The following is a 22,211-nucleotide window of genomic DNA, read 5'->3' as shown; positions in this document are numbered from 1 at the left end:
GCGGGTCAAGGCGCCCCGCCCGCCGTGAGGCCGGCTCCGGTGGGCGGGGTCCCGAAGACGTCCGCCGCCGGCACAGCGGACGTTCCCCATCAGCCCCGGCCGCGACCCTCCCCCGGCGCGGCCGGGGTGCCCCGAGCGTGTCCGCTTGCAGCGGACGCGGCCCCGCCCCACGCGGGGCGCCGGGGCGTCGGCTCAGCGATCTCCGACGCCCTGGCAACAGAGGTCAGCAGACCATCAATCAGTAGCAGAGCGAACAACTGCTAAGAAATGGGAGATGTCGTGTCGTTATATGTCGATCCAGGTGGGATCTTTGCCGGTACCGCCGCCTTCTACCGCGCCCGGGCGGGCTACCCGGACGAGCTGCTGGACCACGTTGCCGGATTAGCCGGTGGGGGGCCCGGCGCCCGGGTGCTCGACCTCGGCACCGGCACCGGCGTCGTCGCACGTGCGTTGGCCGCTCACGGCCTAGACGTGCTCGCGGTGGACCCCTGCCAGGAGATGCTGGAGGAGGGCCGCCGCTTGGCGGCGGCCGAGGGCCACGCCATCGAGTGGCACGAGGGCACCGTGGAGGACCTCCCGAACAGCCTGGGGCCGTTCTCACTGGCCGTCATCGGGGATGCTTTCCACTGGATGGACCGCGGCCGGGTGCTGCGCGTACTGCACGAACTCATCGCGCCGGGCGGGTGCGTGGCGCTGCTGTCGCACCGCTGGCCCGGTTACCCCAAGCCGTCCTGGACGCCCATCCTGGAAAAGGTTCGCAGCCGGCACCTGGGCCTGAACCGGATTGCGGGACCGACCGGAGAATTCACCCGGCCGCAGACTGATCACGAGGGCTTTTTCCGTCACTCGGACTTCGGACACCTAACTCGGATCACGACCGACTACCTCATCGATGTCGAACTCGACGACCTCGTTCGCTGGCAGTGGTCCCAGGCCCATTCCTCCGTAACGCTGCTGGGCGAGGGGCAGGCGGCGTATGAGGCCGACCTTCGAGCCTTGCTGCGCGCCTGGGAACCGACCGAGCGGTTCCGCGAAGTCAGCCAGGCCCATCTGCTGATCGGGCAGCGCGGAGGCGACCGGTGAGCCTGTGGCCGTTCGTCTGGCTCGCCGTTGCCGTGATCGCCATCTGCCTTTTCGTACTGGCAAGCGCAGCACCCGGAAGCTAGTCCCCGCGCCGAACCCGACAGGCGGGGGAGCACGAAGGCGTTCGCTGCCAGCCGTCTACTGGACCGGCGGCGGGCACCAATGCGTGGGGGCGACCCATGACCGAGTCGAGGGGACCGCCGGAGTGCCCTGCTGAAAAGACGGTTCTCATCTCACATCTACAAACCTGTTCCATCCGACGCAAGGAGACCTTGTGTCAACAGCGCTCCGCATTCCCCTCGTCCTGCACAGGTTCACCCGCCTGGCAGATGTCCCGGCGTATGTCGCCGCACCCGGCGAACGCTTCGACTCCAAGCTCCAGGTGACCGTCCGAGCGGACGGCACCCCGCGATCCGCTGATACTTACCAGCGAAGCAACACCTGTGGCGGTGAAGCTACCGCCACTGAATACGAGATGATGGACGTCTTCCCCGCGGGGGAAGGCCAGTGCTAACTGCGCCCACCGCGAGGTGGCCGAACGATCACACCGGCCGGGCGGCGCTGTCGGCGATTCGATCGCTCTCAGTGCCCCCCCCATTCCACACCGACGGCGCGCGGCGGACAGCCCGCGGTTCGCGAGCTATCCGCAGGGTCGCTCCGCAGCCGCCGCCCTGCGCTCTTCACCAGCGGCCCCGGTCCTGTGGGGCGCATCTCCAGCACCGCGTAGCCCTGCCCCGGGAAGCGGCAGGCTGCTTCATCCCAACCCGGTCCATTCCATTGGAGGATTCTTCGTGTACCTGACCACACCGCCGAATGCGCCCCTGGCGCTCCAGCTCTGTGTCACCAAGCAACCGACCGCCACCCGGCAAGCGCACGGAGTGGGCGGCGCGTACGACCCGGCGCGTCAGGTCAGCGTTTTGCCCGACGGCAGCCCACAGGCCGATTCCACCTGCTCCGCCACTATCACCTGCCGGGGTGGAAACGATGATCTCGGCGTGCCCAACGAGTCGGAGACCGAGGACCTGTGCTGACCGCCACTCTCGCGTGCCAGGCCGGCCGGTTGGAAACGGGCATCTGGTGACACAGAGCAACATCACGCAGACCGGACACCGTCCGGTCTGCGTGATCGCCACCCAAGGCGACGTGACGGCTGACCGGGTCATCCTTCAGCTAGCCGAGATGAAGGTGCCAGTAGTCCGCTTCGACCTGGCCGACTTCCCCCAACACGTCCATCTTGACGCCACGCTCGACCGCACCGGCTGGCACGGCACTCTGCAAGCGCACGGGCGCGAGGTCCGGCTTGTGGAGATCGGGGCGATCTACTGGTGGCACCCGCAGCCCGCCGGTGCCCCTGACGGTCTCCAGCGCGCGGATGCCGACTGGATCAGCCGCGAATCGACCGTCGCGCTCACCGGAGTGCTCGGCTCGCTGGACTGCCTGCACGTCAACCATCTACGCGACACCCGGGCCGCGCAGAACAAGCCCCAGGCGCTGACCGTGGCCCGGCGCTGTGGCCTGGCGGTCCCACCCACCTGGATCGGCAACCACCCCACCGGCGCAACGTACTTCGCCGAGAACTCTGCGGGGTGTCACTCAAGGCGCTGGAAACCCCGATGATCACCCACGCAGACGGCACACGCCGACTGCTGCTCACCACTCCCATCGAAGCATCCCGGCTAGATGACTCCCTCGCTCTGGCCGCACATCAGCTACAGCACACCATCACCAAAGCATTCGAGGTTCGACTCGTCGTCGTCGGTCACCAGATGCACGCGGCCCGCATCGATGCGCACAGCCCGGCCTCGCGCGCCGACTTCCGCGCCGACTACGACGCCTTGACCTACAGCTACACCGAAGTGCCCGAGGCGGTGCGGTCAGGCGTGCGTGCACTGATGGACCATTACCACCTCGTCTACGCCGCTTTGGATCTCCTCGTCGACAGGGCCGGTTGCTGGTGGCTGGTGGACCTGAATCCGGCCGGCCAGCACGACTGGCTCCAGTGCGAACTGCCACGGCTGACCATCGCCACTTCACTCGCCCGCACGCTGGCCGCCGGGCGCACCGAGCCTACGCCGGCTGCGGCGCATTCCTGCGGAACACCCGCCTGACCCATCCATCCGCGTGAAAGGAACCCCGACCGCCCCGTTCCCTCCCCGGATGAGGCCGGGGCGCCCCGAGCGCGTCCCGCTTGGTCAGCGGACGCGGCCCCGCCCGGCGGGGCGCCGGGGGCGCCGGCTCAGCGATCTTCATCGCTGGCGCCCCGGCACCAACGGATACGAACTCCCGCTCCCGGACAGCGACCTGGCCCGGGAGCGGGCGACCCACCTGCCGGACGGATGGCAGGGCGGGCATCGGCCGGCGCGTCCAATCGCGCTTGCACGCGCCGGGCGTACAAGCCTTGCGGCCCGCTCCCGCGGGCGCCTGAGCCCACAGCACCGACACCAAGGAGGCTTCGACCATGCCCGATGACGAAGGACCCGGCGGCACCCCCGCACGCACCGAGCGCCCGGCCCCGGGCCCGGACGACGTGCGGCCCGGCTGGGAGGAGCTGGGTCGCGCGCTGATCGACGCCCGTGTGATGACGCCCGACTGGGGGCCGGTGTGGGCTGCGGTCGACCCCGTCGTGCTTTCCCATGCCCGCGCCCTGATGGTCGGCACGGATGAGGGCTGCACCGAGTTTATTGCGAGAAGGCCCTCGGCGCGCCCGCAGCCAGTTCTCGCCCCCGCCCGTGCGAACTGGTTCCGGGGCAGCCGCTGTCGAACCAGCCAGCGTCCGACGGCTCTTCGTACACCGACCCGTCGCGTCCGGCACCGACGTCGGCCGATGCTTCACCTGCCTGAGGGGGGCTATGCCTGAGTCGTTGGTCCGCCCTTCCTGTGGACCCGGCCGTCGGTGGCCTCGGTGTGCGATAGGTGCGCTGGCCCTGCTGTGTGATGCCGGTGGTCAGCGGGTGGCGATGGTCGAACCCACTTACCACACCCGCGGTCTGATTCTGATCGGTGGCGCCGTCGAGGAGGACGAGGACCCTCCAGCCGCCCTCTCGCGGGAGGTTCATGAGGAGACCCGCCTGCGGCGCACGGCGGTGCGGTTGCTGGTGACCGAATGGGTCAGCGCCGATCCCGACCGGGACAAACCCGCCGGCGTGAACTTCGTATTCGATGTCGAACCGCTCCGCACGGGTGAATGGGACAGCATCGTACTGCCTCCCGGCGAGCTGAAGAGTAAACACCTGATCCCGCTGGCGGACGCTCCGAACTGCACTACCGATCGCCTGCTGTCCCGCCGTATCACGACAGCGATTCAAGCCCGGAACTCCGGGACCCATGAATTCTTACTCCCGCCCGAGTAGCCGCTGAGCGTGAGGAAAGCGGGAGGCGCTGCCCCTCGGAATCATGTGCACCGTAAGGAGGGAAATGTCGAAGTCCTCGATCGAGGCAATCGCCATCGACTACTATCATTGTCCTGCGCCACGGCGTGGATCTCCGCGACATGGAGCGGCTGACCGACGAGATCTGGCCCCGCGTAGGACCACCCGCCTGACAACAAAGCCACGCAAGCGGCCCAGCGTCTTTGCCAGCTTGGGTGGCCGCTGGTCCTTGCCGACACATTTCCGTGATTTCCCGTGTACGGTTTTTGCATTCGTGCTCAGCTAATTCGAAAACCGCGCCAAAATTAAAAATGACCAACCCGTCGCGAAACGGCTCACGAGCCATCCTCCCACCGTGACGACATCAATTGCACAAGTAAGGCCCAATTCAAATGACACGCCCGACCGAACGGCGCGGCAACAAAACTGACCACAAGCTCACCCCGATTCAACAGAACATCCTCGACTACTTCCGTACAGCCCAGGAGCGCGGAAACTGGCCCACCCACCGTGAGGTCGGCGACGCCGTCGGACTCAAGTCGACATCCTCAGTGGCCTACCATCTCCAACGACTGCACGATCTCGGGTACCTTCATCGAACTCGCAGCACACCCCGCTCCTACGGCCTTACCGACAACCGAACGGGCGAAATGCAGCGGCTGCCGTCGCTCGATCAACCCGCCGTTGCGCTCAAGGAATTGATCGAATTTAGCCGGGCCTGCGCAGACCTCGGCGCCACCCCGGAGGCCGTAGAGGAATTCGAGCAAGCCAGCCGTGGCCTCATGAAGTCCGTATTCAGCAGCCTTGCCGCGCAGGCGGACGCATCTGCCCAGGGGTTTACCGATGCCTGACCCCTGGGGCCCTGCCCCGGCGCCCGCCGAACCCGTCTTCGCCCACTCTGTGCTGGCGAAGACTGCCGCGAAGGCGAGGGCAAGACCGGTGAACGCCGCCATGAAGGACTGCGGCCTCCACCCCGCGCAGGTGCTCACCGGACGTCGGCCCTGGCCGGTCGGGAGCTTCCTGCAGTACCTCCCGCGACGGCTGTGGCTGACGCTGGTGCAGGAATGGGGCCGCGACGCCCGCACCTTCCAGCACGGCGAACGCCTGGCGCTCGGCCCGGCCCGGCGAACGTGCTTCATCGTCCTGGGCGGCTTGGCCCGGGAAGAGCGTTACCCGATGGGCCCTGGAGGGGGTGTGATCGCACGGTTCCGCGGTCCGGGACAGTTCCTCGGTGAGGCCAACCTGATCGACGCCTGGTCGTCGATGTGGGTGTCCTGCGTGGGCACCACCTGGGTCATGCCCTGCCCCGCGGGCAGCGTGAACGAAGTGCTGTGCGTGTGCCCGCAGATGCAGATCGCACTGCTGCGGAGCCTGGAGGACCGCAACCGTACAGACGAGAAGCTCTACCTCATGACCAGCCGACCACCACTCGCCCGCGTGGCCATGCTGCTGACACACCTGGTCGACACCGCCGGCATCAAGACCCCCGCTGACCCCGACCGGATCACGATCAACGGACTCCGGCAGAGCGAGATCGGCCACACCCTGCAGCTCGGTAAATCCACCGTCGAAAACGCCCTGCACCAGCTGCGCGTCGACCACAAGGCGATCGACAGCCGGTACCGGCAACTCGTGGTCACCGACCCCCGTGCCCTGGAACACATCTCCCGCACCGCGTAACCCACCCGGACAGTGACCCACGCCGATGCTACTGAAACCGCGGCCTGTACCACGCTGTTGCAGCAGCCGGCAGCTCGAATCTCCCGGGCGGGCGGCCTTCTGTGGGGGACAGCCCCCAGGGCACTGGCGGGGTTGATCACCGAGAACAGGACACACGCCCGGTGATCCATCCTGCTTCCCGGCCCGGCCGATCTGGGCGGGCCGGTTCGCCGAAGGCAGACAGAATGATGGCGTAGAAGACTGGAACGGCGCGGCGAAGCAAGCAAACCTAGAACGGTTCAAAGTAGCGCGCTGAGACGCTGGCCGTCCTGAATCTGCGCGGTGGACGTCGTGGCGCACGGCAACATAGGCGACGATCGCCGGTTAGGCAAACCGGCGATCGTCGGGACCATTGAGGGATGTTCGCGCTTGCTGCGCTCGCGACGCAGCAGTAGCGGGCATGGCAAACCTTCAGGTCAACAGGAGGTATCGAGATGCTCTGCCGCGGCGCCCTCGCTGTGGGCAGCCCATACCGACTGCACGCGGTGGGCGTTACGCATAGCGCACGGCGTGTTGGGGCTGTCCCTCTGCCGCTACCACTGCCTCAGCAAGGAGATTTCCGTCTCCCGCCGGTGGAACCGCGTGTTCGAAGGGAGGCGCCGCAACGCCCGCCGTCGCCTCCTGTATGTGTATCTGCATTCCAAGCGTCCGCGCAGCTCGGTCTCTCGTTGCCGAAGAAACCGAAGGCGGCTTCAGAGGGGTGAGCGGAGGCGAGCATGGCGACGAGTTGATGACTGTTCCAGAGGTTCTTGCGGAACTGAAAGGGACATCTCGACGAACCTTCTACCGGTGGCGTGAATTGGGTACAGGACCTGCAGTTTTGAAGCTCCCCAACGGCGAACTGCGTGTCTGGCGCAGCGCTTTCATGAAATGGTTGCATGAACGAGAGGAATCCGCGCGTTGAAAACGACTGACGTTCGAATATGGGGCGTCAGGAAGAAGACCCGAAAGGGGAAGGACACCTACGAGGTGCGCTGGATCGTAGCAGGGCGCGAAATCTCGCGCTCACGGCGCACCGTTACGCTCGCCGCAAAGCTGCACGCCAAACTCCTCATGGCCCAGGAGAACGGTGAGCAGTTCGACACCGAGACCGGCTTCCCACCCTCGATGGAGGAGGCAGCACCGGCCACTACATGGTGGGACTTCGCCTTGAAGTATCTCCGGATGAAGTGGCCCCATGCCGCGCCCAACTACCGAGACGAGATCAATGAGGCCCTGACCAACGTCACGAAGCTCCTTGCACCGCAGAGACCGGGACGGCCGACGGACCTTGCAATGCAGCGCGCCCTACGAGACTGGGTATTTGTGCTGCCTGGCCCGGATGAGCGGCAGACCCCACCGGAAGTCAGAGTCGTCATCGACTGGCTGGCAGAAAACTCTCCCAGACTGGCGAACCTAACTAATCCGTCCGTGATGCGCGAGGTTCTGGAAGGGCTGAAACTCAAGCTAGACGGCACCGCCGCTTCTAGCGAAACATATCGACGGAAACGCAAAGTCCTGGTAAATGCGATGAACTACGCCCGCGAGATGGGCGAGTTCGACGCCAACCCGGTACACGCAGTATCCGTGCAGAAGCCGTCGAGGATCGTCCCCGTTGACCCACGAGTAGTTGCCAACCCGAAGCAGGCGGCCGGGCTGCTTGATTCGGTTTCCTACGTAGGCGGCTACCGACGCGCACGAGGTAGGCGGCTCATCGGCATGTTCGGCAGCATCTATTACGCGGGGATGCGGCCGGCAGAAGCGGTCGCCCTGACAGTCAACGCCTGTCACCTCCCCCGTCAGGGTTGGGGGGTGGCCAATCTGCAAAGAACTCGGCCCACAGCAGGGAAGAAGTGGACCCGGACCGGTGACGTCCATGACGACCGAGGTCTGAAGAACAGGGATCCCGAAGAGGTCCGACCGACGCCCCTCCCGCCGATCCTGGTGCAGATGCTGCGCTCCAGCATCGACACGTTCGGCGTCGCCGATGACGGAAGGATCTTCTTCAACGAGCGCGGCGGCCTGGTGGGATCCACCACGTACTGGCGCGTCTGGGCAGAGGCTCGTGAGTTCGGGCTACCTCCCGAACTTGTCAACAGCCCGCTCGCGGCACGCCCTTACGACCTACGTCACTCGGCTCTCTCGACGTGGCTCAATGCGCGAGTCGATCCCACGGAAGTTGCGGCGCGTGCGGGCAACACGGTCGAGGTCCTGTTGACCCGCTACGCGAAGTGCATCCATGGCCGCCATGTTGTGGCCAACCAGCGGATCGAGGAGTTCCTGGCGGAATACCTGTGACGACTGTCACAGCAGACGCCCCGAGGTAATCACCTCGGGGCGTCTGCTGTATGGCGATTTGATGCAGCTTCTGCTGGGATGTCCGATCCCGCGTATGTCCCGCGGAAGCTGTCCTAGAGCTGCCTTTGGTGGCACCTGACTGCCTAAGACTGCAGTGCCTCCGACTTGCCGTCTTGCCTGGTCGGAGGACTTTTTTGGCACCTAGCCTGCGGTGCCCCCGGCAGGATTCGAACCTGCGCACACGGCTCCGGAGGCCGTTGCTCTATCCCCTGAGCTACGGGGGCGTGTCCGCCGCGTGGTGGTGCGGTGACGGGTAGAACCCTACCAGCTTCGTGGGGGTGGTCGGGTACTGGGTTTTGGGGGGCGGGGGCGGGGTGTGTGTGCAGGTCAGGGGCGGAAGTGTCCAAAAGCCGGACGTAGGGGGGCGGGCGCGCCTACCCTTTCCCATGTGCCTGGCTTGTCCGGTCGGGTCCTTGTCGTCGATGACAACAAGGTGATCCGGCAGTTGATCAGGGTCAATCTCGAACTTGAAGGTTTCGAGGTCGTGACCGCGGCCGATGGTGCCGAGTGTCTGGAAGCCGTCCATCGGGTGCGTCCCGATGTGGTCACGCTCGACATCGTCATGCCCCGGCTCGACGGGCTGCGGACCGCGGCCCGGTTGCGGGCCGATCCGCGGACGCGGGGGCTGCCGATAGCGGTGGTCAGCGGGTGCACCGAGCTTGAGGCCGAGGCGGGGCGGGTGGCTGGGGTGGATGCGTTCGTGGCCAAGCCCTTCGAGCCCGTCGATCTCGTACGGGTCGTGCGGCGGCTCGCCGCGCGGCGGGCCTCGCAGCGGGTCGGCGGCGCCGTCGCCGGGGATGCCGCCGACGACGCGGAGCCCGCCGGGTCTCCGGTGTGCTGAGCCGGGGACGAGTCCGGTAAAAGGGTTCGCCTTCCCACCCCGTCCCTCTCGTACGCTGGTCCCGTGGACCCCGCAGAGCTCACCGGCACCGTGTTGCGTACGGTGCGATCCGCCGCGGTGGGTGAGTTCGGCGCACCCGTGCCGGCGCGCGTCGTCGTCGAGCGCCCGCGGCCCGGGGGCTGCGGCGACTACGCCACCAACGCCGCGCTGCAGCTCGCCCACGCCGCTGGCCGCGATCCCCTCGACGTCGCCGCCCTGCTGCGCGACCGGCTCGCCGCCCAGCCCGGCATCGCCGCCGTGACCGTCACCGGGCCCGGGTTCCTCAACATCACCCTTCGGCCCGAAGGCGATTCCGTCGAGGACGCCCTCGCCGCCGGGGAGCTCTTCGGGCACGGGGACTTCCTCCGCGGGCAGTCCTTCCGCCTCGTCGCCGACGAGCACCCCCGCGCCCTCGTCCTCGCCGACTCCCTCCGGCGGCTCCTCCTCGCCGCCGGTGCGTCCGTCGGCGAGCAAGGGGATCTCGTACGGGTACCGGCCGTGGCCCCGCCGCCCGGTCCCGGTCCCGGTCGCGGTCCCGGCCCCAGAGAGCTTCCCCCCGACGTGCTGCGGTGGGCCTTCCTGCGTGCCCCCGCCCACCAACGGCCCCGCCTCGCACCCGAGCTGCTGCTCCGCCGCGAGCCCAACCCCCTCTTCCGTATCCAGTACGCCCACTCCCGCACCGCCGCCCTCGCCCGCGCCGCCGCCGCGCTCCGGATCGGCGGCACCGGCGCCGACGGGCCACCCGCCGCGCCGCCCACCGGCCCCGTACGGCACACTCGCTCCGGCGGCGCCCTCCGCGCCGCCATCGGCGAGCTCCCCGCCGTCGTGGAGACCGCCGCCCGCCGCCGCGCGCCCGACCGGCTCGCCCGGCACCTCGACGTCCTGGCCGGCGCCTTCCTCGGCGCCGAGGCGGCCCACCCCGCCCTGCCCAGCGGCGACGAGGAGACCACCGCCGTGCACCGGGCCCGGTTGCGCCAGGCCGCCGCCGCCGGCGTCGCCCTCCGCAACGGCCTCGGCCTGCTCGGCATACAGGCGCCCGAGTACGTGTGAGCCACCCGTGAGAACCCCGCACCACCGAAGGAGTACCCCGCCGTGAGCCGATCCGCCCACCCCGCCGGCCCCCGGCACGGCGACGTGCTGCCCGAAGGGCACTACGCCGCACCGCCCGCCGACCTCAACGAGCTCGACTCCCGTGTCTGGGCCCGTACCGTCGCCCGCGGCGCCGACGGCGTCGTCACCGTCGGCGGGCTGCCCGTGACCCGGCTCGCCGAGGAGTTCGGCACCCCCGCCTACTTCCTCGACGAGGACGACTTCCGCGCCCGCTGCCGCGCCTGGACCGACGCCTTCGAGGACGCCGACGTCTTCTACGCCGGCAAGGCGTTCCTCTCCCGCGCCGTCGTCCGCTGGCTGCGCGAGGAGGGGCTGAACCTCGACGTGTGCTCCGGCGGCGAGCTGGCGACCGCGCTGGCCGCCGGGATGCCCGCCGAGCGGATCGCGATGCACGGCAACAACAAGAGCCCGGCCGAGATCGAGCGGGCCGTCGGGGCCGGCGTCGGGCGGATCGTGCTCGACTCGTACCAGGAGATCGTCCGCGTCGCGCACCTCGCCGAGCGGCTCGGCAAGCGTCAGCGGGTGCAGATCCGGGTGACCGTCGGCGTCGAGGCGCACACGCACGAGTTCATCGCCACCGCCCACGAGGACCAGAAGTTCGGCCTCGCGCTCGCCGACGGACAGGCGGCCGAGGCGGTACGGCGGGTGCTGAAGCTCGACTCCCTGGAGCTGGTCGGCATCCACAGCCACATCGGCTCGCAGATCTTCGACATGGCCGGCTTCGAGGTCTCCGCCCGCCGCGTCGTCGGGCTGCTCACCGAGATCCGCGACGAGCACGGGGTGGAGCTGCCCGAGATCGACCTCGGCGGCGGCCTCGGCATCGCGTACACCCCCGAGGACGACCCGCGCGAGCCGCACGAGATCGCCAAGGCCCTGCGCGACATCGTCTCCCGCGAGTGCACCGCCGCCGGGCTGGCCATGCCGCGGCTGTCCGTCGAGCCGGGCCGCGCGATCGTCGGCCCCACGGCGTTCACGCTGTACGAGGTCGGCACGGTCAAGGAGCTGGAGGGGCTGCGCACGTACGTGAGCGTGGACGGCGGCATGTCCGACAACATCCGCACCGCGCTCTACGACGCCGAGTACTCGGTGGCGCTGGCCTCCCGCGCGTCCACCGCCGAGCCGATGCTCGCCCGCGTCGTCGGCAAGCACTGCGAGTCCGGCGACATCGTCGTACGCGACGCCTACCTCCCGGCGGACCTCGCGGTCGGCGACCTGCTCGCGGTGCCGGCCACCGGGGCGTACTGCCGCGCGATGGCGAGCAACTACAACCACGTGCTGCGCCCGCCCGTGGTGGCCGTGGCGGACGGCGCGGCGCGGGAGATCGTGCGCCGCGAAACGGAGGAGGACCTGCTGCGGCTCGACGTGGGCTGAGCTGCAGCCCGGTCATATCTCAGGGATATCTCAGGACGTAAACGGTACGTCTCGGCATCCGGACAGGGCGTCGCAATCGCCTGCCGCTGCGTGAGACTGGAATCGCCCCCCATCGGTGCACGTGAGGAACGAGGAACGAGGTCGTATGAGCGAGAGGCGTCCGCTGAAGGTGGCGCTCCTGGGCTGCGGGTCCGTCGGCTCCGAGGTCGCGCGCATCATGACGGCGAACGCCGCCGACCTCGCCGCCCGGATCGGCGCCCCGGCCGAGCTGGCGGGCGTCGCGGTGCGGCGCGCGGGGGTACCGCGGCCGGGGATCCCGGACGAGCTGGTCACCACGGACGCCACGGCGCTGGTCAAACGCGGCGACATCGACATCGTCATCGAACTGATCGGCGGCCTGGAGCCGGCCCGTACGCTCATCACCACCGCCTTCGAGCACGGCGCCAGCGTCGTCACCGGCAACAAGGCGCTCCTCGCCGAGGACGGCCCCAGCCTGCACGCCGCCGCCGCCCGGCACGGCGTCGACCTCTACTACGAGGCCGCCGTCGCCGGCGCCATCCCGCTGGTCCGCCCGCTGCGCGAGTCGCTCGCCGGCGACAAGGTCAACCGCGTGCTCGGCATCCTCAACGGCACCACCAACTTCATCCTCGACCGCATGGACACCTCCGGCGCCGGCTACACCGAGGCGCTGGAGGAGGCCACCGCGCTCGGCTACGCCGAGGCCGACCCCACCGCCGACGTCGAGGGCTACGACGCCGCCGCCAAGGCCGCGATCCTCGCCGGCATCGCCTTCCACACCCGGGTCCGCCTCGACGACGTGCACCGCCAGGGCATCACCGAGATCACCGCCGCCGACATGGCGTCCGCGACCCGCATGGGCTGTACGGTCAAGCTGCTCGCCATCTGCGAGCGCACGCCCGACGGCTCGTCCGTCACCGCGCGGGTGCACCCTGCGATGATCCCCAGGACCCACCCGCTGGCCTCCGTGCGCGAGGCGTACAACGCCGTCTTCGTCGAGGCCAGCGCCGCCGGGCAGCTCATGTTCTACGGCCCGGGCGCCGGCGGTGCGCCGACCGCGAGCGCCGTGCTCGGCGACCTGGTCGCGGTCGGCCGGCACCGGCTCAGCGGCGGCAGCGGTCCCGGGGAGAGCGCGTACGCGCAACTGCCGGTGGCACCGCCCGACGGCGTCGTGACGCGGTACCACATCAGCCTGGACGTGGCCGACCGGGCGGGCGTGCTCGCCCACGTGGCGGCGGTCTTCGCCGAGCACGACGTGTCCATCGACACGGTCAGGCAGCAGGGCAAGGACGGCGAGGCGTCGCTCGTGGTGGTCACGCACCGGGCGACGGACGCCGCGCTGGCCGCGACGGTCGAGGCGCTGAGGCAACTGGAGACCGTCCGCGGCGTGGCGAGCACCATGCGGGTCGAAGGGGAGTGACGTAAGGAAATGGACGCAGTGATCGACGAACCGCGAATGTCCGGCACCCGCCAGTGGCGGGGCGTCATCGAGGAGTACCGCGACCGGCTGCCGGTCACGGCGGAGACTCCGGTGGTGACGCTCCGGGAGGGCGGGACCCCGCTGGTGCCGGCCCAGGTGCTCTCCGCACGCACGGGGTGCGACGTCCACCTGAAGGTGGAGGGCGCCAACCCCACCGGGTCCTTCAAGGACCGCGGCATGACGATGGCGATCTCCGTGGCGAAGCAGTCCGGCGCCCAGGCCGTCATCTGCGCCTCGACCGGCAACACCTCGGCCTCCGCGGCCGCTTATGCGGTACGGGCCGGGCTGACCTGCGCCGTGCTGGTGCCGCAGGGCAAGATCGCGCTGGGCAAGATGGGCCAGGCGCTCGTGCACGGCGCGCGCATCCTCCAGGTCGACGGCAACTTCGACGACTGCCTGACGCTGGCCCGAGCGCTCAGCGAGAAGTACCCGGTGGCGCTGGTGAACTCCGTCAACCCGGTGCGTATCGAGGGCCAGAAGACCGCCGCCTTCGAGGTCGTGGACGCGCTCGGGGACGCCCCCGACATCCACGTCCTGCCCGTCGGCAACGCCGGCAACATCACCTCGTACTGGAAGGGCTACCGCGAGTACCACGTGGACGGCCTTGCCACCCACACCCCCCGGATGTGGGGCTACCAGGCGGCCGGCGCGGCGCCGATCGTGCGCGGCGAGCCCGTGAAGGACCCGAGCACGCTGGCCACCGCCATCCGCATCGGCAACCCTGCCTCGTGGGAGCTGGCCGAGCGGGCGCGCGACGAGTCCGGCGGGCACATCGAGGCGGTCACGGACCGGCAGATCCTGCGGGCGTACAAGCTGCTGGCCGCGCAGGAGGGCGTCTTCGTCGAGCCCGCCTCGGCGGCGAGCGTCGCGGGGCTGCTGCAGGCCGCCGAGCAGGGCCGGGTCGACCCGGGTCAGCGGATCGTCTGCACGGTCACGGGCAACGGCCTGAAGGACCCCGACTGGGCGGTCGCCGGCGCCCCGCAGCCCGTCGCCGTGCCGGTCGACGCCGACGCGGCGGCGGAGCGGCTGGGGCTGGCCTGACCGGGGCGCACCCGCGGCCGGCGCACGGGCCCTGCATACCCGCGTACGGCACGGGCGCACCGGCGTACAGCACCGGTGGCAGCCCGTCCGGCCTGGGCAGACGGCCGTACGACGAGGTCCTGGGGCGCGCGCCGTACCGGTGCGTCCGCCGTGCGCCGGGGACGTGCGCGGGCCGCGCATCGAGCGCCTCCTGTGCGCCCTATGTCGCAGGGGAACCCACCTTCGATAAGCTGGCGTTGAGCCCGCCGGTCGAGTGTCCCGGGCACCCCCTTCCGCATGTCGTCCGCACCGCCCCTCCGCGCGCGCACGGCGTGCCGCGGGGGCGCCGGTCGGGCACAGTCGTAACCGAGCTGATTTCCCCCACCGCCCGGGAGACCGGGTGAGAGTCACAAGGAGAGTCACGCAAGCGATGGCCGGTCCAGCCTTCCGCGCCGCGCCCGTACGCATCCGTGTGCCGGCGACCAGCGCCAACCTCGGCCCCGGCTTCGACACGTTCGGCCTCGCCCTCGGGCTGTACGACGACGTGGTCGTCCGGGTCGCCGAGTCCGGGCTGCACGTCGACATCGCCGGCGAGGGCGCGGAGAACCTGCCGCGGGACGAGTCCCACCTGCTCGTACGGGCCATGCGCAGCGCCTTCGAGGCGCTGGGCGGGCAGCCGCGGGGCCTCGAAGTGGTGTGCGCCAACCGCATTCCACACGGCCGCGGGCTCGGTTCCTCCGCCGCGGCGATCTGCGCCGGCATCATCGCGGCGCGGGCGGTGACGATAGGCGGCGCCGAGCGGTCGGGTGTCCTGGACGCCCCGGAGCGGGCGGCGCTCCTGGAGCTGGCGACGGAGCTGGAGGGCCACCCCGACAACGTCGCGGCGTGCCTGCTCGGCGGGTTCACGCTGGCCTGGACGGACGACGGCACGGGCGGCGCGGGCACGGCCCCCGGGGACGCCCCCGCGGCGGTACGGGCCATCCGGCTGGAGCCGGCCGGGGGCGTGGTGCCGGTGGTGTTCGTGCCCGGCAACCCGCTGTCCACCGCGGAGGCCCGCGGCCTGCTGCCCCGTACGGTGCCGCACGCCGACGCGGCGCTGACCGCCGCCCGCGCGGCGCTCTTCGTCGAGGCACTGACCAGGCGCCCCGAGTTGCTGCTCACCGCCACCGAGGACCGGCTGCACCAGGACTACCGGGCGCCCGCGATGCCGGAGAGCACGGCGCTGGTGGCCCGGCTGCGCGCGGACGGCGTGCCCGCGGTGATCTCCGGCGCGGGGCCGACGGTGCTGGCGTTCGCCGAGGACGGCGCGGCCGAGAAGGTCGCCCGTTCGGCGGGCGAGGGCTGGGCGGCCAACAGGCTGGCCCTCGACCGGGAGGGGGCGAGCGTGCTGCCGCTGGCCTGACGGACCGCGGCGGCCGTGCCACACGCCTTACGCGGGCACCACGCGCAGGTCAGCGGGCCCGCGCGGACCGCCCGCACACGACGCCGCACCACCGGCCGCACAACACGGAACCGGCCCTCGGCGCCGGGAGAGGGGGAATGTCTGCAGGATCCGATAGTGTTAACCTCAAGGCAGCACCAGCGCACTCCAGTCGTAGGTTCCACACGGCCGTGCTGTGTGCTGGGGTCTCTCCGGGCCGCAGGGCCCGGGGGCAGGTCCCACAAGGGGAATTCCCCAGCGGGGCAGCCTTTCTTCCGGGAGCCTTCCACATTGCCTGAGCAGCCTGCCGGTGCAGTGACGCTCCCGAATCGGCACCGCTGTCGTGCGTGACACCCACCCGAGTGCCTCGCGCCCTCAGCATGCCGACCCTGCACAGTCTTCACCGCCGTACGGCGGACCACCGCACCGACGCGGACCCGCGGACGCTAACGCACGGGCCGCAGCCGGAGAGCACGACCGGTCGCCGAGCCAGACAGGCCGACGCACCGCTCCAGGGAAGGACCCTTCGTGAGCGACACCACCGATCTGATGGGCGTCAACGCAGAGAACGCCGCCAGCCCAGCTTCTGGGGGTGCCTCCCAGCAGGAGACTGGGGCAGCTCCCGCAACCACCGCCGGTTCGACCAGGCGCCGTCGCGGCGCCGGCCTGGAGGGCATGGTCCTGGCGGAGCTCCAGCAGATCGCATCCGGCCTCGGGATCCGGGGCACTGCTCGGATGCGCAAGAGCCAGCTCATCGAGGTGATCAAGGAGAGGCAGGGCGCCGACGGCGGCAAGCCCGCCGAGGCCAAGGCCGAGAAGGCCGCCGACAAGGCGGGCAAGGACGCCCAGGCCGACGGCGGCGCGGCGCGGCCGAAGCGCCGGGCCACCTCCCGGGCCCGTACCGACGCGGCCGAGCAGGCCGAGGGCGACGGCCGCAAGGACGACGGCGACTCGCGGATCGACATTCCCGGCCAGCCCGTCAAGGTGCAGGACACCGGCGCCGAGCAGAACGGCGGCGAGAAGGCCGACCGGGCCGACAAGGCGGAGAAGGCCGAGAAGGCCGACAAGTCCGAGAAGGGCGGCGACGCCAAGCAGTCCGGCGACGGCGGCCGGCAGAAGGGCGACCGCCAGGGCGGCGGCGACCGGCAGGGCGGGCGCCGCGACCGGCAGAACCGCCGCAACAAGGGCGACGACGGCGGCGGCCAGGGCGGTGGCGGCGGCCAGCAGAGCCAGGGCGGCGGCCGGCAGCAGCAGCAACAGCAGCAGGACGACGACTTCGACGGCGGCCGGCGCGGCCGCAGGGGCCGCTACCGCGACCGGCGCGGGCGCCGCGGCGGCCGCGAGGACTACAGCGAGCCGCAGATCGCCGAGGACGACGTCCTGATCCCGGTCGCGGGCATCCTCGACATCCTCGACAACTACGCCTTCGTCCGCACCTCCGGCTACCTGCCGGGCCCCAATGACGTGTACGTCTCGCTGGCCCAGGTGCGCAAGAACGGCCTGCGCAAGGGCGACCACGTCACGGGCGCGGTGCGCCAGCCGCGCGACGGCGAGCGCCGGGAGAAGTTCAACGCGCTCGTCCGGCTCGACTCGGTCAACGGCGAGGGTCCTGAACAGAGCCGCGGCCGGGAGGAGTTCGGCAAGCTCACCCCGCTCTACCCGCAGGACAGGCTGCGCCTGGAGAGCGACCCGGGCGCGCTGACGCCGCGGATCATCGACCTGGTCTCGCCCATCGGCAAGGGGCAGCGCGGGCTGATCGTGGCGCCGCCGAAGACCGGCAAGACGATGATCCTGCAGTCGATCGCCAACGCGATCACCACGAACAACCCCGAGTGCCACCTCATGGTCGTCCTCGTCGACGAGCGGCCCGAGGAGGTCACCGACATGCAGCGGTCGGTGAAGGGCGAGGTCATCTCCTCGACCTTCGACCGCCCGGCGGAGGACCACACCACGGTCGCCGAGCTGTCCATCGAGCGGGCCAAGCGGCTCGTCGAGCTGGGCCACGACGTCGTCGTGCTGCTCGACTCGATCACCCGTCTCGGCCGCGCGTACAACCTGGCGGCGCCCGCCTCCGGCCGGATCCTGTCCGGCGGCGTGGACTCCACGGCGCTCTACCCGCCGAAGAAGTTCTTCGGCGCCGCGCGCAACATCGAGGACGGCGGCTCGCTGACCATCCTGGCCACCGCGCTGGTCGAGACCGGCTCGCGGATGGACGAGGTGATCTTCGAGGAGTTCAAGGGCACCGGCAACATGGAGCTGCGGCTCGACCGCAAGCTCTCGGACAAGCGCATCTTCCCCGCGGTCGACGTGGACGCCTCCGGTACCCGCAAGGAGGAGATCCTGATGGGCAGCGACGAGCTGGCCATCGTCTGGAAGCTCCGCCGGGTGCTCCACGCGCTGGACCAGCAGCAGGCCATGGAGCTGCTGCTGGACAAGATGAAGCAGACCAAGAGCAACGCGGAGTTCCTGCTCCAGATCCAGAAGACCACGCCCACGCCCAACGGCGACTGACGCGCAACCCGGCGCCGGTTCCACGCGAACCGGTGCAGGTCGGGCAGTTTTCGTAGGCAAAAGCCTCCCCTTGGAACGAGGGGAGGCTTTTGCGCGTTCAGCAGTACGTGTGTAACCCTTTTAGGTGATCCCTGTCGGGGAATGTGGGGAAAAGTTCGGATTGACCCGCGGTGAACCAGGGACCTGACCGGCTGAGGTGAGGAGCCGATGACGGAACCGTACGACGTCGGGGATCCCGGCCACCGGCCGCGCAGCCGCCGCCGCAAGGCGGTCCTCGTGGCGGTCTGGACGCTCGTCGGGGTGATGGTCCTCGGCGGGGCCGGCTTCACGTACCTCTACTTCCGTTTCAACGGAAATCTGTCCAGCGTCGACCTCGACGCCAAGCTCGGCGGCGACCGGCCGGAGGACCTGCCGAACGGCTCCACGGACATCCTCGTCCTCGGCTCCGACTCCCGGGCCGGCGACAATGCCAAATACGGCCGCGGCGGCGGCGCCCGCTCCGACACCGCGATGATCGTGCACGTCTACGAGGACCGGAAGCGCGCCAGCGTCGTCAGCATCCCCCGCGACACCCTCGTCGACCGCCCCGAGTGCAGCCGCGACGACGGCGACACCGCCCCCGCCGCGAAGCGCGCGATGTTCAACGAGTCGTACTCCGTCGGCGGCCCGGCCTGCACGGTCAAGACCGTGGAGAAGATGACCGGGGTGCGCATGGACCACTTCGTCGAGGTCGACTTCAGCGGCTTCAAGCGGCTCATCAACCAGCTCGGCGGGGTGGAGATCACCACCCGCCAGGACATCGACGACCCCGACAGCCACCTCGACCTCAAGGCCGGCACCCACACCCTGGACGGCGAGCAGGCGCTCGGGCTGGTCCGTACCCGCAAGGGCGTCGGCGACGGCAGCGACCTGGGCCGGATAGAGCTGCAGCAGGTGTTCGTCAAGGCGCTGGTGCAGCAGGTCGACCAGGTCGACCTGCTGACCAGCCCCGCGAAGCTCATCGGGCTGGCCGACACCGCCACCAAGTCGATCACCACGGACGACGGTCTCGGCACGGTGAACAAGCTGCGCCGGCTGGCCGAGAGCCTGGGCGACATAGGCCCGAACGACATGAAGATGGTGACCCTGCCGGTGACGGCCGACAAGCAGGACAGCAACCGCGTGGTGCCGATGGAGAAGGAGTCCGCGCAGGTCTGGAAGGCGCTGCGGGAGGACCGGCCGATACCGAAGTCCGCGCAGAAGGGGAACGCGGGCGGGCAGGGCGAGCGTGACGTGGTCGCCGCCCCGCCGGCCGGCGGCGACGGCCTGGAGGAGGTCGCGCCCGGCGGCGGTGCACAGGCCGCGGCGGACTGACCCCGGAGCGTGAGCGCCCGCGGACCCGTTCCCGCGCCCTCCGCGAAGCCGGCGGGCCGCCACCCCCGCGGCGCGGGGCGTGGAATAAAGCAGGCCCGGGACCCGTTTTGGCGAGCACGACCGGTCCTCGTAGACTGGTACGTCGGCCCCGGTTCACGTGACGCATCCCGCCGATCGACCCGGAGCCCTCCCGAACCTAGGAGAATCCCTTGAAGCGCGACATCCACCCGGAGTACGTGGAGACCCAGGTGAGCTGCACCTGTGGTAACTCCTTCACCACCCGGAGCACCGTCACCTCCGGCACCATCCGCGCGGACATCTGCTCCGCGTGCCACCCGTTCTACACGGGCAAGCAGAAGATCCTCGACACCGGTGGCCGCGTGGCCCGCTTCGAGGCCCGCTTCGGCAAGCAGGCCGCGGCGAAGAAGTAGCCCGTCCGCGTGCGCCGGGCCGGCCGCCCCGAAGAGGGGCGGACCGGGCCGGCGCACGTTTTTCGTCCCGTCCGGCCGCCCGCCCCCGGTCCTGCTACTTCCCCCTACGGAGCGCCCCACGATGTTCGAGGTCGTCAAGGATCTCATCGGCGAGCACGCCACCCTTGAGGAGCAGCTCGCCGACCCCGGCGTGCACGCCGACCAGCGCCGCGCCACCAGGCTCAACAAGCGCTACGCCGAGCTGACCCCGATCATCGCCGCCTACCGCGCCTGGGAGCGGGCCGGCGAGGACGCCACCGCCGCCCGCGAGCTGGCCGCGGAGGACGCGGACTTCGCCGCCGAGGCCAAGAGCCTGGAGCGGGAGCGCGAGGAGCTCACGGAGCGGCTGCGGCTGCTGCTCGTACCGCGCGATCCCAGCGACGACAAGAACGTCATCCTGGAGGTCAAGGCGGGCGAGGGCGGCGAGGAGTCCGCGCTGTTCGCCGGGGACCTGCTGCGGATGTACCTCCGCTACGCCGAGCGGCAGGGCTGGAAGACGGAGCTGCTGGACGCCAACGAGTCCGACCTCGGCGGCTACAAGGACGTCTCCGTCTCGGTGAAGCTCAAGGGAAGCGCCGGTCAAGGGGCCGCCGAGCCCGGCCAGGGCGTGTGGGCGCGGCTGAAGTACGAGGGCGGCGTGCACCGCGTGCAGCGGGTGCCGGCCACCGAGTCGCAGGGCCGGATCCACACCTCCGCCGCCGGCGTGCTGGTGCTGCCCGAGGCCGAGGACGTCGACGAGGTCGAGATCGGCCCCAACGACCTCCGCATCGACGTCTACCGCTCCTCGGGCCCCGGCGGCCAGTCCGTCAACACGACGGACTCCGCGGTACGCATCACGCATCTGCCCACCGGCATCGTGGTCTCCTGCCAGAACGAGAAGAGCCAGCTTCAGAACAGGGAGCAGGCGATGCGTATCCTGCGGGCGAGGCTGCTCGCCGAGGCGCAGGAGGAGGCGGAGAAGGAGGCGGCGGACGCGCGCCGCAGCCAGGTGCGTACCGTGGACCGGTCGGAGCGCATCCGCACGTACAACTTCCCGGAGAACCGGATCTCCGACCACCGGGTCGGGTTCAAGGCGTACAACCTGGACCAGGTGCTCGACGGGGAGCTGGACGCGGTGATCCAGGCATGCGTGGACGCGGACGCCGCGGCCAAGCTCGCGAACGCGGGCTGAGCACCGCACGGGATACGGCCGAGGGACCGGAGGGAACGTGAACCTGCTGCTCGTCGAAGTGGCACAGGCCACGCGGCGGCTCGCCGACGCCGGCGTGCCCTCCCCGCGGTTCGACGCGGAGGAGCTGGCGGCGTACGTGCACGGCGTGCCCCGCGGCGAGCTGCACCGCGTCGCCGACGCCGACTTCGACGCCCGCTACTGGGAGGCCGTCGCCCGCCGCGAGGCCCGCGAGCCGCTGCAGCACATCACCGGCGTCGCCTACTTCCGCTATCTGGAACTCCAGGTCGGCCCCGGCGTCTTCGTGCCCCGGCCGGAGACCGAGTCCGTGGTGGACTGGGCCATAGCGGCCGTCCGCGCCATGGACGTCGTCGAGCCGCTGATCGTCGACCTGTGCACCGGGTCCGGCGCCATCGCGCTGGCCATGGCGCAGGAGGTGCCGCGGGCCGCCGTGCACGCGGTCGAGCTGGAGGAGACGGCGCTCAACTGGGCGCGCAAGAACGCCGCGCACAACGACGGCGGCGCCCGGGTCGTGCTGCACCATGGAGACGCGCGCACCGCGCTGCCGGAGCTGAACGGCCAGGTCGACCTGGTCATCAGCAACCCGCCCTACATCCCGCTGACCGAGTGGGAGCAAGTCGCCCCCGAAGCCCGCGACCACGACCCGCAGGCCGCGCTCTTCTCGGGCGAGGACGGCCTCGACCTCATCCGCGGTCTGGAGGTCGCGGCCCGGCGGCTGCTGCGCCCCGGCGGGGTGCTGGTCGTCGAGCACGCCGACACCCAGGGCGGCCAGGTGCCGTGGCTCTTCACCGAGGAACGCGGCTGGGCGGACGCCGCCGACCACCCCGACCTCAACAACCGGCCTCGATTCGCGACCGCCCGCAGGGTCCGTACCTGAGAAGG

Annotated in this window: 20 protein-coding genes and 1 tRNA gene; 20 read left to right on the top strand and 1 reads right to left on the bottom strand. The window is 70.3% G+C overall.

Going from position 1 to position 22,211, the window contains the following annotated elements; all coding sequences use genetic code 11:
* Positions 1-279 precede the first annotated feature (279 nt).
* From CXR04_RS09570 to CXR04_RS09525, 9 genes are all read left to right on the top strand, one after another.
* Entirely contained in the window at positions 280-1,083 is an 804-nt protein-coding gene (locus CXR04_RS09570) for a class I SAM-dependent methyltransferase (RefSeq protein ID WP_159072283.1), read from the top strand.
* Between the two features lie 791 nt (positions 1,084-1,874).
* Entirely contained in the window at positions 1,875-2,114 is a 240-nt protein-coding gene (locus CXR04_RS09560) for a hypothetical protein (protein WP_101421429.1), read from the top strand.
* A gap of 46 nt (positions 2,115-2,160) precedes the next feature.
* On the top strand, positions 2,161-2,700 hold the full coding sequence (locus CXR04_RS09555) for an MvdC/MvdD family ATP grasp protein (protein ID WP_159072282.1): 540 nt from the start codon (positions 2,161-2,163) through the stop codon (positions 2,698-2,700).
* Positions 2,697-3,191 (top strand): hypothetical protein, encoded by a 495-nt coding sequence (locus CXR04_RS09550; protein ID WP_101421427.1) that lies wholly within the window; start codon positions 2,697-2,699, stop codon positions 3,189-3,191. Before CXR04_RS09555 ends, CXR04_RS09550 begins: the two co-directional genes overlap by 4 nt.
* Positions 3,192-3,743: 552 nt before the next feature.
* Positions 3,744-4,433, top strand: coding sequence for an NUDIX domain-containing protein (locus CXR04_RS34765; RefSeq protein WP_101421426.1), 690 nt, complete (start codon positions 3,744-3,746; stop codon positions 4,431-4,433).
* Between the two features lie 410 nt (positions 4,434-4,843).
* Positions 4,844-5,302: a LexA family protein gene (locus CXR04_RS09540; protein WP_101421425.1), complete on the top strand. Its 459-nt coding sequence runs from the start codon at positions 4,844-4,846 to the stop codon at positions 5,300-5,302.
* An 88-nt stretch (positions 5,303-5,390) separates the two neighbouring features.
* Positions 5,391-6,131, top strand: coding sequence for a Crp/Fnr family transcriptional regulator (locus CXR04_RS09535; RefSeq protein WP_101421424.1), 741 nt, complete (start codon positions 5,391-5,393; stop codon positions 6,129-6,131).
* Between the two features lie 769 nt (positions 6,132-6,900).
* Positions 6,901-7,074: a helix-turn-helix transcriptional regulator gene (locus CXR04_RS35690; RefSeq protein ID WP_101426277.1), complete on the top strand. Its 174-nt coding sequence runs from the start codon at positions 6,901-6,903 to the stop codon at positions 7,072-7,074.
* Positions 7,071-8,447: a tyrosine-type recombinase/integrase gene (locus CXR04_RS09525; protein WP_101421423.1), complete on the top strand. Its 1,377-nt coding sequence runs from the start codon at positions 7,071-7,073 to the stop codon at positions 8,445-8,447. The genes CXR04_RS35690 and CXR04_RS09525 overlap by 4 nt, the downstream gene beginning before the upstream one ends.
* Positions 8,448-8,659: 212 nt before the next feature.
* On the opposite strand, the gene CXR04_RS09520 is transcribed toward CXR04_RS09525, so the two are convergent.
* A tRNA-Arg gene (locus CXR04_RS09520) sits at positions 8,660-8,731 on the bottom strand.
* Positions 8,732-8,895: 164 nt separating this feature from the next.
* On the opposite strand from CXR04_RS09520, the gene CXR04_RS09515 reads away from it, so the two are divergent.
* The 11 genes from CXR04_RS09515 to prmC all read left to right on the top strand — a co-directional run bounded on the left by CXR04_RS09515 (position 8,896) and on the right by prmC (position 22,206).
* A complete protein-coding gene (locus CXR04_RS09515) occupies positions 8,896-9,348 on the top strand; it encodes a response regulator (protein WP_199850427.1) in 453 nt (150 codons plus the stop codon).
* Positions 9,349-9,411: 63 nt separating this feature from the next.
* Positions 9,412-10,437, top strand: a complete 1,026-nt coding sequence (locus CXR04_RS09510; protein ID WP_101421422.1) for a DALR anticodon-binding domain-containing protein — start codon at positions 9,412-9,414, stop codon at positions 10,435-10,437.
* 42 nt (positions 10,438-10,479) lie between these two features.
* The gene (gene lysA / locus CXR04_RS09505) at positions 10,480-11,868 is read left to right on the top strand and encodes a diaminopimelate decarboxylase (RefSeq protein ID WP_101421421.1); all 1,389 of its coding nucleotides are present in this window, start codon (positions 10,480-10,482) and stop codon (positions 11,866-11,868) included.
* A 145-nt stretch (positions 11,869-12,013) separates the two neighbouring features.
* The gene (locus CXR04_RS09500) at positions 12,014-13,306 is read left to right on the top strand and encodes a homoserine dehydrogenase (protein WP_101421420.1); all 1,293 of its coding nucleotides are present in this window, start codon (positions 12,014-12,016) and stop codon (positions 13,304-13,306) included.
* 36 nt (positions 13,307-13,342) lie between these two features.
* The gene (thrC, locus tag CXR04_RS09495; RefSeq protein WP_101421419.1) at positions 13,343-14,407 is read left to right on the top strand and encodes a threonine synthase; all 1,065 of its coding nucleotides are present in this window, start codon (positions 13,343-13,345) and stop codon (positions 14,405-14,407) included.
* A 409-nt stretch (positions 14,408-14,816) separates the two neighbouring features.
* Complete coding sequence (thrB, locus tag CXR04_RS09490; RefSeq protein ID WP_101421418.1) at positions 14,817-15,788, top strand: homoserine kinase; 972 nt, start codon at positions 14,817-14,819, stop codon at positions 15,786-15,788.
* Positions 15,789-16,334: 546 nt separating this feature from the next.
* Positions 16,335-18,317 carry a transcription termination factor Rho gene (gene rho / locus CXR04_RS09485; protein ID WP_101421417.1) on the top strand — a complete coding sequence of 661 codons (1,983 nt, stop codon included), beginning with the start codon at positions 16,335-16,337 and terminating at the stop codon, positions 18,315-18,317.
* A 207-nt stretch (positions 18,318-18,524) separates the two neighbouring features.
* A complete protein-coding gene (locus CXR04_RS09480) occupies positions 18,525-19,670 on the top strand; it encodes an LCP family protein (RefSeq protein WP_101421416.1) in 1,146 nt (381 codons plus the stop codon).
* 209 nt (positions 19,671-19,879) lie between these two features.
* A complete protein-coding gene (rpmE, locus tag CXR04_RS09475) occupies positions 19,880-20,101 on the top strand; it encodes a 50S ribosomal protein L31 (RefSeq protein ID WP_018840095.1) in 222 nt (73 codons plus the stop codon).
* Between the two features lie 121 nt (positions 20,102-20,222).
* Entirely contained in the window at positions 20,223-21,311 is a 1,089-nt protein-coding gene (gene prfA / locus CXR04_RS09470) for a peptide chain release factor 1 (protein ID WP_101421415.1), read from the top strand.
* 37 nt (positions 21,312-21,348) lie between these two features.
* On the top strand, positions 21,349-22,206 hold the full coding sequence (gene prmC, locus CXR04_RS09465) for a peptide chain release factor N(5)-glutamine methyltransferase (RefSeq protein ID WP_101421414.1): 858 nt from the start codon (positions 21,349-21,351) through the stop codon (positions 22,204-22,206).
* Positions 22,207-22,211: the final 5 nt, after the last annotated feature.

This window comes from Streptomyces sp. CMB-StM0423 (assembly GCF_002847285.1).
Classification (GTDB): domain Bacteria; phylum Actinomycetota; class Actinomycetes; order Streptomycetales; family Streptomycetaceae; genus Streptomyces.
Note: the sequence above shows the minus strand (reverse complement) of the source record. Positions and strands in the feature narration are given on the sequence as shown.

Bases quoted from the DNA above. Each gene is read 5' to 3' on its own strand.
- CXR04_RS09550 (WP_101421427.1), top strand. From the start codon at position 2,697: ATGATCACCCACGCAGACGGCACACGCCGACTGCTGCTCACCACTCCC.
- CXR04_RS34765 (WP_101421426.1), top strand. From the start codon at position 3,744: ATGAGGGCTGCACCGAGTTTATTGCGAGAAGGCCCTCGGCGCGCCCGC.
- CXR04_RS09540 (WP_101421425.1), top strand. From the start codon at position 4,844: ATGACACGCCCGACCGAACGGCGCGGCAACAAAACTGACCACAAGCTC.
- CXR04_RS35690 (WP_101426277.1), top strand. From the start codon at position 6,901: ATGACTGTTCCAGAGGTTCTTGCGGAACTGAAAGGGACATCTCGACGA.
- CXR04_RS09500 (WP_101421420.1), top strand. From the start codon at position 12,014: ATGAGCGAGAGGCGTCCGCTGAAGGTGGCGCTCCTGGGCTGCGGGTCC.
- thrC (WP_101421419.1), top strand. From the start codon at position 13,343: ATGTCCGGCACCCGCCAGTGGCGGGGCGTCATCGAGGAGTACCGCGAC.
- thrB (WP_101421418.1), top strand. From the start codon at position 14,817: ATGGCCGGTCCAGCCTTCCGCGCCGCGCCCGTACGCATCCGTGTGCCG.
- CXR04_RS09480 (WP_101421416.1), top strand. From the start codon at position 18,525: ATGACGGAACCGTACGACGTCGGGGATCCCGGCCACCGGCCGCGCAGC.
- prfA (WP_101421415.1), top strand. From the start codon at position 20,223: ATGTTCGAGGTCGTCAAGGATCTCATCGGCGAGCACGCCACCCTTGAG.